The sequence below is a fragment of the Streptomyces sp. NPDC051243 genome, from assembly GCF_044455405.1.
GTDB lineage: Bacteria > Actinomycetota > Actinomycetes > Streptomycetales > Streptomycetaceae > Streptomyces.
The window spans coordinates 57259-70260 of record NZ_JBITES010000004.1; the positions used below are offsets into that span (position 1 = coordinate 57259).

Consider the following 13002-nt stretch of genomic DNA (forward strand, 5'->3'; position numbering starts at 1 on the left):
GGTGACTCTTCAGGACGCGCGCGAGCGCCGGGTGCGGACCGGCGGTGTCGAACTGTGCGTCGCCGAACTGGGCGATGCCGGGCAGCCGACGGTGATCCTGGTGCACGGCTACCCGGACAGCAAGGAGGTGTGGTCCGAGATCGCGCCGCGGCTGGCCGACCGCTTCCACGTCGTGCTCTACGACGTCCGGGGCCATGGCCGGTCGACGGCGCCCGAGCCGCTGCGTGGCGGGTTCACGCTGGAGAAGCTGACGGACGACTTCCTGGCCGTCGCGGACGCGGTCAGCCCGGACCGGCCCGTGCACCTGGTGGGTCACGACTGGGGCTCGGTGCAGGCCTGGGAGTTCACCACGGTGAAGCGCACGGAGGGCCGGATCGCCTCATTCACCTCGATGTCCGGGCCGTCCCTCGACCATTTCGGGCACTGGATCAACCGGCGCCTTAAGCGCCCCACCCCACGCCGGGTCGCCCAACTCCTCGGACAGGGCGCCAAGTCCTGGTACGTCTACGCGTTGCACACGCCCGTACTGCCCGAACTGGCCTGGCGCGGCCCCCTCGGCAAGCGCTGGCCGAGGCTGCTGGAACGCTTCGAGAAGGTGCCCGGCAACGGCTACCCGACCTCGTCCCTGCCGACCGACGCGGCGCACGGGGCGTGGCTGTACCGCGACAACGTACGGGCCCGGCTGACCCGTCCGCGCCCCGACGCGTACGCCCACGCGCCCGTGCAACTCATCACGCCCCTCGGGGACGCGTTTCTGTCCGAGCGGCTCTACGACGATCTGGAGCTGTGGGTTCCGCAGTTGACCCGGCGCACGCTTCCCGCGAAGCACTGGATCCCACGCAGCCGCCCCGACCAACTGGCGGCGTGGATCACGGAGTTCGTGACGTCCGTCGAGGGCGGACGGCCGGACGGGGTGACGGCGACCGGGAAGTACGCCGATCGCTTCGGTGGTCAGCTCGTTCTTGTCACCGGGGCGGGCAGCGGCATCGGACGGGCGACGGCGTACGCGTTCGCGGAGGCCGGCGCGCGCGTGGTGGCCGTCGACCGGGACGCCGAGGCCGCTGTCCGCACCGCCGAGATGTCCCGTCTGATCGGCGCGCCCGAGGCCTGGGCGGAGACCGTCGACGTCTCCGACGAGCAGGCCATGGAGAAGCTCGCCGCGAAGGTCGCCGGCGAGTACGGCGTGGTGGACGTCCTGGTGAACAACGCCGGGATCGGACTGTCGGGCTCCTTCTTCGACACCACGCCGGAGGACTGGAAGAAGGTCCTCGACGTCAACCTGTGGGGCGTCATCCACGGCTGCCGGCTCTTCGGCAGGCAGATGGCCGAGCGCGGACAGGGCGGCCACATCGTCAACACCGCGTCGGCGGCGGCGTACCAGCCCTCCAAGGCGCTGCCCGCCTACAGCACGTCCAAGGCGGCCGTCCTGATGCTGAGCGAGTGCCTGCGCGCGGAACTGGCCGGCCAGGGCATCGGCGTGACCGCGATCTGCCCCGGCTTCGTCAACACCAACATCACCTCGACCGCACACTTCGCCGGGGTCGACGCCGAGGAGGAGAAACGGCGCCAGAAGAAGTCCGCGCGGCTGTACGGGCTGCGGAACTACCCGCCCGAGAAGGTCGCCGACGCGATCCTGCGGGCGGTGGTGCGCGGGGAGGCCGTCGTTCCGGTCACGCCGGAGGCGCGCGGGGCGTATCTCATGTCGAGGTTCACTCCGAAGGCACTGCGCCGCATCGCACGACTGGAACCGCCGCTGTGATCAAGGACGACGCAGGGCACGAGGGGCACTCGGCGGTCTCGGAGACGCCGTTACGGGCGGCTGGGAACTGACGGCAGGACAGCGGGCGGCACGACAGCGGACGGAGTGACCGAGCGTGGACCAGGCGTACCGGATCGAGGACCTCGCGCACCTCAGCGGTGCCACCGTCCGCACCATCCGCGCCTACCAGGACCGCGGCCTGCTCCCCCGCCCCGAGCGCCGTGGCCGGGCGAACGTCTACTCGGACGCCCACCTGGTCCGCCTGCGCCAGATCGCCGACCTCCTCGACCGCGGCTACACGCTGGCCTCCATCAAGGAACTCTTGGAGGCCTGGGACGCCGGTCGCGGCCTCGGGGGCGTGCTGGGGCTGGCCGCCGAGGTGGACGGGCCGTGGACCGACGAAGAGGCGGTACGGATCTCGCGTGCCGAGCTGGACGAGCGCTTCGGCGGCACCCCGGACGAGGCGGCGGTGGCCGAGGCCGTGGAACTGGGCGTGCTGGAGCCGGTCCCGGGCGACCCGGACTCCTTCCTCGTACCCAGCCCCCAAGAGCTCGCCGTGGCCGTCGAGTTGCACGCGGCAGGCGTTCCCCTGTCGGCGATCTCCGATCATCTAAGGGAGTTGAGAGGTCAGGTCGAGCACATCGCCGCCCGTTTCCTGGAGTTCACCACCGAGCACGTCTTCGCCCGCTATCTCGACGGACCGCACCGCCCGACGGACGCCGAAGCGGCGGAAGCGGCCTCACTCGTACGCCGGCTGCGCCCCCTCGCCCAGCAGACAGTGGACGCGGAACTCGCCCGTGCGATGCGCCTGTTGGCGGTGCGCCACCTGCGTCAGCGCCTGGGTGCGGACGAGGAGCCAGATCCTCGCAAAAGCACTCGAAACGTGTCGATCTCGGTAGAGACAATGCAGGCTGTGGAGCGGCTGGTTGGCCCGACGCAGGCCGCGCAGTTCATCGCGCTGGCCGCCGAACGGGAGGTACGGGCGCGCACCTTGGACCGCCTCGCCACAAATCACAGTTCATCAGCTGATCTTGACGAAACCCCTTGAGGCATCTGCTCGTTGTCCACAGAATCGCCAATTCCCCTGTGGATAACAGTACTTGGCTGTGGATCAAACATCCGGAGCGAAATCATTCGCGTGATTCATATCGCTCGCGGCAGGCTGGTGGCATGGACGAAAGACGCACCGTGAAGGTGTCGAAGTACCTCTCGAAACACCTTCGCCACCAGCCTGAGCGCATCGGGCTGATCCTCGACGAGGGTGGCTGGGTCGAGATCGACACACTGATCGCCGCCGCGGCCGCGCACGGATTCCGCTTCAGCCGGGAAGAGCTCGACCAGGTGGTCGCCGCCAACGACAAGAAGCGCTTCGCGATCGAGGGCAACCGGATCCGGGCCAGCCAGGGCCACAGCATCGACGTCGACCTCGGACTGCCTCCGGCGACACCCCCGCCGTACCTCTACCACGGCACCGTGGCCCCGAACCTGGATGCGATCCGCAGTGAGGGCCTCAAGCCCATGAACAGGCATGACGTGCACCTCTCGGCCGACCGCGAGACCGCGACCCGGGTCGGCGCCCGACGCGGCCGCCCCGTGGTGCTCTGCGTGGACGCCGACGCCATGCACCGCGACGGCCATGTCTTCCACGTCAGCGCGAACGGGGTGTGGCTGACGAAGGCCGTGCCGCCGGAGTACCTGCGCTTTCCCGAGTCACGCTGACCACTGCGTGGCGATCAAGGTGAGGCATGGCATCGGCCCTGCGTGCGGTTGCCGTTTCACGTGAAACCCATCCGGCCGCTTAGGCTCGAAACATGAGTCTGCGCCTGAGCACCGTAATCCTCCCCTATCGTCGCTGGTCAGAGGGGGGCCGTGAGGCATGGCAGCGCGCGGAGCAGCTTGGCTTCCACAGCGCGTACACCTATGACCACCTCTCCTGGCGCAGTTTCCGGGACGGCCCATGGTTCGGTGCCGTTCCGACGCTGACCGCCGCCGCGGCCGTCACCGAGCAACTGCGGCTGGGCACGTTGGTGACCTCGCCGAACTTCCGGCATCCGGTGACCCTCGCCAAGGAGCTGATCTCCCTCGACGACATCTCGGGCGGGCGGATCACACTCGGCATCGGCGCCGGCGGCACCGGCTTCGACGCCACCGCACTCGGCCAGGAGCCCTGGACCCCGCGTGAGCGTGCCGACCGGTTCGCCGAGTTCGTCGCAGTGCTGGACCGGCTGCTGACCGAGGACTCGGTGTCGTACGAGGGCGACTTCTACTCGGCGCACGAGGCGCGCAACATCCCTGGCTGTGTGCAGCGCCCCCGGCTGCCCTTCGCGGTAGCGGCGACCGGGCCGCGCGGGCTGCGGCTCGCGGCACGGTACGGGCAGGCCTGGGTGACGACCGGCGACCCCAAGCTGTACGAGAACGGCACCCCTGAACAGTCGGTTCAAGCCATTCGCGGACAGGTCGAGAAGCTCACCGACGCCTGCGCCGAAATCGGCCGGGACGTGGCCGGGCTCGACAAGATCATGCTCACCGGGTTCACACCGGACCGTGGCCGCCCGCTGCAGTCCCTCGACGCGTTCGTGGACTTCGCCGGGCGCCATCAGGAGCTGGGAATCACCGAGATCGTGATCCACTGGCCGATCCCCGACTCGGACTTCGCGGCCGACGAGAAGGTCTTCGAGCAGATCGCCATGGACGTGGCCGCGCAGCTGCGGTGAAGCGGGCAGACGCAACGGTGCTGGTGAAGGGATTGTCGGCGGCGTTCGCTACGGCGGTTTCTCCTCAGACGCCGCCTCAGATGTGCGGACTGCCGCACGCCCGTGCAGGCATATGCGGGAGAATGACCCGGTGACCTCAGCGACTCGACGGCCCCAGACCCCGGCCTCCCCCGAGCCCTCCACTCCGCTCGAACAGGGCGAGACCCCCACGGTCCGCCCGCGGCTCATCGCCACCGACCTGGACGGCACCCTGCTGCGCGACGACAAGTCGGTCTCCCCACGCACGGTCGCCGCCCTGGCCGCGGCCGAGGAGGCGGGCATCGAGGTGTTCTTCGTCACCGGCCGCCCGGCCCGCTGGATGAACGTCGTCAGCGACCATGTCCACGGTCACGGTCTGGCGATCTGCGGCAACGGCGCGGCGGTGGTCGACCTGCACGGCGGTCCCGGCGCCCACCGCTTCGTGAAGGTGAGGGAGCTGGCGCGGGAGAACGCGCTGGACGCCGTACGGCTGCTGCGGGACGCGGCACCGGGCACGGTGTACGCCGTTGAGCAGACGTACGGCTTCTATCAGGAGCCGGACTATCCCAAGCTGCACATGGAGATACCGGACGAGCTCGCGCCGGCCGAGGACCTCCTGGCGGCGGACGGCCCCGGTGCCGGCGAACCGGTGCTCAAGATCCTCGCCTACCACCCCACGCTCGACCCCGACGCCTTTCTGTCGCTCGCCCGCCTCGCCATCGGCGACCGCGCCAATGTCACCCGCTCCAGCCCCAGCGCCCTGCTGGAGATCAGCGGCCCCGGCGTCTCCAAGGCCAGCACGCTCGCGCTGTGCTGTGCCGAGCGGGGCATCTCGCACGAGGAGGTCGTCGCCTTCGGCGATATGCCGAACGACGTGGAGATGCTGACGTGGGCCGGCCAGTCGTACGCGATGGGCAACGCGCACCCGGATGTCATCGCCGCCGCGTCGGGGCGAACTGTCGCCAACAACGACGACGGAGTGGCGGTCGTGATCGAAGAGCTTGTGGCGGAGCGGAACTAGACCTACCCGAGCCGCACACCCCTTGCCGTCAGCCAGGACACCGGGTCCACCGCCGAGCCCGTCTCCGCGGTGATCCGCACCTCGAAGTGCAGGTGCGGGCCGGTCGAGTTGCCGCTCGTGCCCGACTGGCCGATCCACTGCCCGGTGTCGACCCGCTCGCCCTGGTCGACGGCGACGGCGGCGAGGTGGGCGTACTGCGTGAAGTAACCGTCCGCGTGCCGCAGCACGACCTCCATTCCGAAGGGGCCTCCGCAGGACACCCTGGCCACGTGCCCGTCCCCGACCGCCCGCACGGGTGTGCCGATCGGCACCGCGAAGTCCTGGCCGGTGTGCAGGTTCGCCCACCGCTCCCCACCGCTGCCGAACGCCGCGGACAGCTCGTACGACTCCAGCGGCTCGACCCACTCGCCGAAGTCCGTCTGCGGCTGGTCCAGCCGGACGGCGCCACGGCAGGAGCCGGCGGCCACGGAGGCGTCGGCCTGGCCCTGCAGCTGCCACCTGGCCTCTTCAAGCTTCTGCTCGATGCCTTTCTTCAGTTCGGCGAGTTCGGCGTTGCGCTTCTCCAGGTTCTGCCAGGCCGCCGCTGCCCTGGCCTCGTCCTTGGCGAGCCGGGCCTCGGCGCGCCGGCTCCTGTCGATGGCGTTGCCGACGGCCGTGTTCGCCTGGGAGAAGACGCGCTGACCGCGCATCAGCTCGTCCGGGTTCTTGGCGAGGATGATCTGCGCTGTGAGCGGCATGCCGCCCCCGCTGCGGTACTGGGCACTGGCGATCCGGCCCAGGTCCTTGCGCAGGACGCCGATCTCCCGCCGTTCGCGTTCGAGCAGCGCCTCGATCCGCTGGGCCTTGGCCCGCTCCACCTCGGCCTTCTGCCGGCCCGCCTCGTACCGCTGCGTCGCCCGTGCCGCGTCCGCGTACAGCTTCACCACCTGCGCGCTGAGAACGGAGTCGCCACCGGTCCCGGTGCCGTTGCGGCCCGGGACGCCCTTCCCGGCGCCGACGGCGCCGGCGGGCAGGGCCGCGAGGACGGCGAGCGCGCACAGCAGCGCCGGTACGAGCAGGAGGCGGCGGCCGCGATGTGAGCGCATGTCAGCGATCGTGTCCCGCGGGGCGGGTCTCGGTCTTGTTCAGGTCGTACGCCTGGGGGACGTGTTGCTGCGGACGGGTCAGTACTGGTGTTGACGCGAGCGGCGACCGGGGTGTGCCGACGCCGCTCGTCCGCGCCTGGTCGTTCCCTTCCGAGGCGCGGACCGGGCGCTACGGCATCCCTACGAGCTGATCCGCCTGCTCCTCCCGCGCCAGCATCCCTCGCAGGGGCCCGTCGGCAGCGGCCAGCTCCGCGAACGTCCCGCGCTGCACCACACGCCCCTCGTCCAGGACGACCACCTCGTCCACGGCCTCCAGCCCGGCCAGTCGGTGGGTGATGAGCAGCGTCGTACGGCCCTCGGTGGCGCTCAGCAGGTCGGCGGTGAGGGCGTCCGCGGTGGGCAGGTCGAGGTGCTCGGCGGGCTCGTCGAGCACGAGTACGGGGAAGTCGGCGAGCAGTGCGCGGGCCAGCGCGAGCCGCTGCCGCTGCCCACCCGAGAGCCGTGCCCCGTGCTCGCCCACGAGCGTGTCCAGCTCGTCGGGCAGGCCGTCGGCCCAGTCCAGCAGCCGGGCGCGCTCGAGGGCGTCACGCAGTTCGTCCTCGCCGGCCTCCTTCTTGGCGAGGAGCAGGTTCTCGCGCACGGAGCTGTCGAAGAGGTGCGCGTCCTGGGCGCACAGTCCGACGAGCCGCCGTACGTCGTCGCCGGCCAGCGCGTAAGCGTCCACGCCGCCCAGCGTGTACGAGCCCGACTCCGCGTCGAGGAACCGCAACAGCACCTGCGCCAGTGACGTCTTGCCGGATCCGGACGGCCCGACGACGGCGATCCTGCGGCCTTCCTCCAGAGTGAGGTCGAGGCCGGCGAGCGCGTGACGGTCCTGCCCCGCGTGGCGGGCGGTCAGGCCCCTGACGGCCACCGGGAAGGGCGACGCGGGCGCCTGTCGCGGCCGCTCCGGTTCCCGTACGGGTTCGGGGGCATCCAGCACCTCGTGGACGCGCTCGGCGCTCTTGCGCACCCGCTGGCGGTACTGGACGGCCAGCGGCATGCCCAGGACGGCCTCGAAGGCGGCCAGCGGGGTGAGGACGACGACGGCCATCGTCACGCCGCCCAGTCGTCCGGCGCCGACCGCCTGGGCGCCCACGAAGGCGGTGGCGGCGACGGTGAGTCCGGAGATCAGCGCGGTGAGTCCGTCGCCCAGCGCGGTGGCCGTGGCGGCCCGCGAGGCGATCCGGGTGAGCATCCCGTCGGCCCGCCGCGCTTCGGCCGCACGGCCGGGCAGGGCACCGGCCACGGTCAGCTCCGCGGTGCCGGTGAGCAGATCGGTCACGCGCGTCGCGAGCACTCCGCGGGCGGGGGCCAGCCTACGTTCGGCGCGGCGGGCGACGGCGCCCGTCAGGAGCGGGACTCCGGCGCCGGCCGCCAGCAGGCCGACGGCGAGCACGGCACCGGCCTCGGGCAGCAGCCATGCGGTGAAGCCCACGGCTCCGGCGGACACGACGGTCGCGGCGGCGGCCGGCAACAGCCACCGCAGCCAGTAGTCCTGCAGCGCGTCGACATCCGCGACGAGCCGCGACAGCAGATCGCCCCGCCGGGTGCGGCGCAGCCCGGCAGGCGCCAGCCGCTCCAGCCGCCGGTACACGGCGACCCGGGTGTCGGCCAGCATCCGCAGCACGGCGTCGTGGGACACCAGCCGCTCGGCATACCGGAACACGGCCCGCCCGATACCGAAGGCCCGTGTAGCCGTCACGGCGACCATCAGATACAGCACCGGCGGCTGCTGCGAGGCCCGCGAGATGAGCCACCCGGAGGTGGCCATGAGCCCGACGGCACTGCCGAGCGCGAGACTCCCCAGCAGCAGCGCGAGAGCGAGGCGGCCACGCTGGGCACCGGACATGGCGCGGACGCGGGCGAGGACGTCCCGTGCGTCCGTCGTGGGCGCCGCGGCCTCGGCGTCATCAGAGCGGGAGCCGCCGTGCGCGCCCTGCTCGATCGAACGGTCAACGGGCGCCTTCGGCAAACCTTCTGCCGGCACAGGCGCCCCGGCCACAGGTGCCCCGGCCGCAGACGCGTCGGCCACAGATGCGTCGGCTTCCGCGAGCCGCACGACCCGGTCCGCCACCCCCAGCAACGCCGGCCGGTGCACCACCAGCAGCACGGTCCGCCCCACCGCCAGCCTCCGCACGGCCTCCACGACCTCCGCCTCGGTGGCCCCGTCGAGCGCGGCTGTCGGCTCATCGAGCAGCAGCACGGGCCGGTCCGCGAGGAACGCCCGGGCCAGCGCGAGCCGCTGCCGCTGCCCCGCCGACAGCCCGCTCCCGTCCTCACCCAGCACGGTGTCCATGCCCCGGGGGAGCGCATCCACGAACTCCAGCGCCCCGGCGTCTTCCAGCGCCCGCCGTACGGCAGCGTCGTCGGCGTCCGGGCGCGCCAGCCGCACGTTCTCCGCGATCGTCCCGGCGTATAGATGCGGCCTCTGCGGCACCCAGGCGATACGCGAGCGCCACTCCTCCAGATCGAGCTCTGCGAGATCGGCTCCCCCGACCAGCACCCGCCCGTCGGCCGGCCGCACGAACCCCAACAGCGCGTTCAGCAGCGTCGACTTGCCCGCGCCGCTCGGGCCGACGAGCGCGACCGTCTCCCCATGCTCGATGGCGAAGGACACGTCCGACACGGCGTCGACGGACCGTCCGGGATAGCGGACCGAGACGCCCTCGAACTCGAACGACACCGTCCCCTTCGGTACGGCCGCGCTGCCCGACACCGGCACCGGAGTCTCCAGCACCTCGAAGATCTCCTCGGCGGCCGACAGTCCCTCCGCCGCCGCGTGGTACTGCGCCCCCACCTGACGCAGCGGCAGATAGGCCTCGGGGGCCAGCACGAGGATGACCAGGCCGTCATACAGATACATCTCGCCGTGGACCAGCCGCATGCCGATGGTCACGGCGACCAGCGCCACCGAGAGCGTCGAGAGCAGTTCCAGCGCGAAGGACGAGATGAAGGCGATCCGCAGTGTCCGCATGGTCGCCCTGCGGTACTCGCCGGTGATCCGCCGAATCGACTCGGCCTGCGCCTTGGCCCGCCCGAACACCTTCAGCGTGGGCAGACCCGCCACCACGTCCAGGAAGTGTCCGGACAGCCGGGACAGCAGCCGCCACTGACGGTCCATCCGGGACTGCGTGGCCCAGCCGATCAGCATCATGAAGATCGGGATGAGCGGCAGGGTACCGACGATGATGGCCGCGGAGACCCAGTCCTCGGTCACGATCCGCGCCAGCACCGCCACCGGCACGACCACCGCGAGCCCCAACTGCGGCAGATAGCGCGAGAAGTAGTCGTCGAGTGCGTCAACCCCTCGTGTGGCGAGGGCGACCAGCGATCCCGTCCGCTGGCCGGTCAGCCAGCCAGGCCCCAGCTCGGCCGCCCGCTCCAGCAGACGCCCCCGAAGCTCCGACTTCACGGCCGCACCGGCACGGTGGGCGGCGAGCTCGGTGAGCCACGCGACCGCTGCGCGTCCGACCGCGACAGCCGCCAACAGCAATAGGGGAGTGCTGAGTTCGGAGGCGGACATCCCATGCTGGAACGCCCCCACCACCGCCTCGGCGATGAGCATCGCCTGGGCGATGACCAGCCCCGCACCGACGGTACCCAGGCCGACAACCGCGATCAGGAAGAGGCGCGTGGCGCGGGCGTATCGAAGGAGACGCGGATCGATCGGTTTCACGTGAAACATGCCCTTCGGTCCAGCGCGGGGTGTTTCACGTGAAACAACGCGAAACACCCCGCCACGGCGGACTCAGTGCGCGGATCCCGCGGCGGCATCCGCGGCGATGTGCTGCGTACCGATCCGCTTGCGGAACACCCAGTAGGTCCAACCCTGGTAGAGCATCACGATCGGGGTGGCGATGACCGCGCACCAGGTCATGATCTTCAGGGTGTACGGGCTCGACGAGGCGTTGGTGACCGTGAGGCTCCACTCGTCATTGAGCGAGGACGGCATGACGTTCGGGAAGAGCGTCAGGAACAGCATCGCCACTGCGGCGACGATGGTGACGCCGGAGAAGGCGAACGACCACCCCTCACGCCCGGCTTGGTTGGCCACCAGCGCCGCCACCAGCGCGACTACGGCCACCACGAGTGCGACCAGGCTCTGACCGTCGCCGTTCTCGACCTGCGTCCAGAGCAGGAAGAGCAGCGCCAGCACGGCGGCGGCGAGACCGACCGACAGGGCCAGCTTCCGCGCCCGCTCCCGGATCTCCCCGACCGTCTTGAGAGCGGTGAACACCGCACCGTGGAAGGTGAACAGCGCCAGCGTCACCAGACCGCCGAGGAGCGCATACGGGTTGAGCAGGTCCAGGACGTTGCCGACGTACTCATGGCTCTGGTCGATCTTCACGCCCCGCACGATGTTGGCGAAGGCCACGCCCCACAGGAACGCCGGGAGCAGCGAGCACCAGAAGATCGCGTGCTCCCAGTTGCGCTGCCAGTTCTCCTCGGGTCGCTTCGCCCGGTACTCGAAGGCGACGCCCCGGACGATCAGGCAGACCAGGATGAGCAGCAACGGCAGATAGAAGCCGGAGAAGAGCGTGGCGTACCACTCGGGGAAGGCGGCGAAGGTGGCGCCGCCCGCCGACAGCAGCCACACCTCGTTGCCGTCCCAGACGGGACCGATGGTGTTGATCAGCACTCGCCGCTCGGGCCGGTTACGGGCGAGCAGCTTGGTGAGCACGCCGACCCCGAAGTCGAAGCCCTCCAGGAAGAAGTAACCGATCCACAGGACGGCGATCAGGACGAACCAGACGTCGTGAAGTTCCATGACTGTGCAGCTCCCTCGGCCTAGTACGAGAAGGCCATCGGCTTGTCGGCGTCACGGGAGTCGCCGCCGATCTTCGTGGGCGGGTTCAGGTCGGCTTCCGTCAGCTCGGGCGGGCCGGCCTTGACGTACTTCACGAGCAGCTTGACCTCGACGACCGCGAGAATGGCGTAGAGCGCGGTGAAGACGATCATCGAGGTGAGGACCTCGCCCTGGGAGACACCGGGGGAGACCGCGTCACGGGTGCGCAGGACGCCGTAGACGACCCATGGCTGACGACCCATCTCGGTGAAGATCCAGCCCCAGGAGTTGGCAATCAGCGGGAAGGCCAGGGTCCAGATCGCGATGCGCCAGTACCACTTGGTCAGCTTCGGGCCGAGTGCCTTCTTCGGGAACAGCACCAGATGCGGCACCTCGTCGTCACCGACCCTCAGGTGCTGCGGCAGCATGAACTTCTTGCGGGTCAGCCAGAGTCCGATCAGGCCGATGGTGAACGACGCCATGCCGAAGCCGATCATCCAGCGGAAGCCCCAGTAGGCGACGGGAATGTTGGGCCGGTAGTCGCCGGGACCGTACTTCTCCTGCTCGGCCTTGTTGACGTCGTTGATGCCGGGGACGTACGAGGTGAAGTCGTCCTTCGCCAGGAAGGACAGCAGACCCGGGATCTCTATCGCGACCTTGTTGTGGCCCTTGTCGACGTCGCCGACGGCGAAGACCGAGAAGGGGGCCGGCTCCTCGCCGTCCCACAACGCCTCGGCCGCGGCCATCTTCATCGGCTGCTGTTCGTACATGATCTTGCCGAGCACGTCGCCGCTGATCGCGGTGAGCATGCCGCCGATGACCACGGTGACCAGTCCGAGCCGCAGCGAGGTCTTCATCTCGCGGATGTGCTTCTTGCGGAGCAGATGGAAGGCCGAGATGCCGACCATGAACGCGCCGCCGGTGAGGAAGGCCGCCGAGAGGGTGTGGAAGGCCTGGGCAAGCGCGGTGTTCTGGGTCAGCACGAGCCAGAAGTCGGTGAGCTCGGCCCGTCCCTTCGCCTCGTTGATCCGGTAGCCGACCGGGTGCTGCATCCACGAGTTGGCCGCGAGGATGAAGTACGCCGACAGGATCGTGCCGATGGAGACCATCCATATACAGGCAAGGTGGATCTTCTTCGGCAGCTTGTCCCAGCCGAAGATCCACAGACCGATGAAGGTGGACTCGAAGAAGAAGGCGATCAGGGCCTCGAAGGCGAGCGGGGCACCGAAGACGTCACCGACGAAGCGGGAGTAGTCCGACCAGTTCATGCCGAACTGGAACTCCTGCACGATGCCGGTGACCACGCCCATCGCGATGTTGATCAGGAAGAGCTTGCCCCAGAACTTCGTCGCTCTGAGGTACTTCTCCTTCTCCGTGCGCACCCAGGCGGTCTGCAGACCGGCCGTGAGAGCGGCCAGCGAGATCGTCAGGGGGACGAACAGAAAGTGGTAGACGGTGGTGATACCGAACTGCCAGCGCGCCAGAGTCTCCGGCGCCAAAGCCAGGTCCACGTCGCCGCTCCTTACCTACGCTTGTGAAAGCGTTCACATTCACAAGCAATTATGCAGCACGGGTCT

General features: G+C 69.9%; 9 protein-coding genes. 5 read left to right on the forward strand and 4 right to left on the reverse strand.

Annotated features, from left to right (window positions below; all coding sequences use genetic code 11):
• Nucleotide 1 precedes the first annotated feature (1 nt).
• The 5 genes from ACIBAG_RS10840 (at nt 2) to ACIBAG_RS10860 (ending at nt 5512) form a co-directional block, all read left to right on the forward strand.
• Nucleotides 2–1759 carry an SDR family oxidoreductase gene (locus ACIBAG_RS10840; RefSeq protein ID WP_399104488.1) on the forward strand — a complete coding sequence of 586 codons (1758 nt, stop codon included), beginning with the start codon at nt 2–4 and terminating at the stop codon, nt 1757–1759.
• Between the two features lie 115 nt (nt 1760–1874).
• On the forward strand, nt 1875–2807 hold the full coding sequence (locus tag ACIBAG_RS10845; RefSeq protein ID WP_399103424.1) for a MerR family transcriptional regulator: 933 nt from the start codon (nt 1875–1877) through the stop codon (nt 2805–2807).
• 122 nt (nt 2808–2929) lie between these two features.
• Entirely contained in the window at nt 2930–3478 is a 549-nt protein-coding gene (locus tag ACIBAG_RS10850) for an RNA 2'-phosphotransferase (RefSeq protein ID WP_399103426.1), read from the forward strand.
• 92 nt (nt 3479–3570) lie between these two features.
• Complete coding sequence (locus ACIBAG_RS10855) at nt 3571–4473, forward strand: LLM class flavin-dependent oxidoreductase (RefSeq protein WP_399103429.1); 903 nt, start codon at nt 3571–3573, stop codon at nt 4471–4473.
• 130 nt (nt 4474–4603) lie between these two features.
• Complete coding sequence (locus ACIBAG_RS10860) at nt 4604–5512, forward strand: HAD hydrolase family protein (protein ID WP_399103431.1); 909 nt, start codon at nt 4604–4606, stop codon at nt 5510–5512.
• A gap of 2 nt (nt 5513–5514) precedes the next feature.
• Here ACIBAG_RS10860 and ACIBAG_RS10865 read toward each other — a convergent pair whose 3' ends face one another.
• From ACIBAG_RS10865 to ACIBAG_RS10880, 4 genes are all read right to left on the reverse strand, one after another.
• Nucleotides 5515–6597, reverse strand: coding sequence for a peptidoglycan DD-metalloendopeptidase family protein (locus ACIBAG_RS10865; protein WP_399103434.1), 1083 nt, complete (start codon nt 6595–6597; stop codon nt 5515–5517).
• 169 nt (nt 6598–6766) lie between these two features.
• Entirely contained in the window at nt 6767–10324 is a 3558-nt protein-coding gene (gene cydD, locus ACIBAG_RS10870) for a thiol reductant ABC exporter subunit CydD (RefSeq protein WP_399103436.1), read from the reverse strand.
• Between the two features lie 63 nt (nt 10325–10387).
• Nucleotides 10388–11407 carry a cytochrome d ubiquinol oxidase subunit II gene (gene cydB, locus ACIBAG_RS10875; protein WP_399103438.1) on the reverse strand — a complete coding sequence of 340 codons (1020 nt, stop codon included), beginning with the start codon at nt 11405–11407 and terminating at the stop codon, nt 10388–10390.
• Nucleotides 11408–11427: 20 nt separating this feature from the next.
• Entirely contained in the window at nt 11428–12936 is a 1509-nt protein-coding gene (locus ACIBAG_RS10880) for a cytochrome ubiquinol oxidase subunit I (RefSeq protein ID WP_399103440.1), read from the reverse strand.
• Nucleotides 12937–13002: the final 66 nt, after the last annotated feature.

What these genes read in the sequence shown, in the direction of transcription:
- ACIBAG_RS10850 (WP_399103426.1), top strand. Translation starts at nt 2,930, where the DNA reads ATGGACGAAAGACGCACCGTGAAGGTGTCGAAGTACCTCTCGAAACAC.
- ACIBAG_RS10855 (WP_399103429.1), top strand. Translation starts at nt 3,571, where the DNA reads ATGAGTCTGCGCCTGAGCACCGTAATCCTCCCCTATCGTCGCTGGTCA.
- ACIBAG_RS10865 (WP_399103434.1), bottom strand. Translation starts at nt 6,597, where the DNA reads ATGCGCTCACATCGCGGCCGCCGCCTCCTGCTCGTACCGGCGCTGCTG.
- cydD (WP_399103436.1), bottom strand. Translation starts at nt 10,324, where the DNA reads ATGTTTCACGTGAAACCGATCGATCCGCGTCTCCTTCGATACGCCCGC.
- cydB (WP_399103438.1), bottom strand. Translation starts at nt 11,407, where the DNA reads ATGGAACTTCACGACGTCTGGTTCGTCCTGATCGCCGTCCTGTGGATC.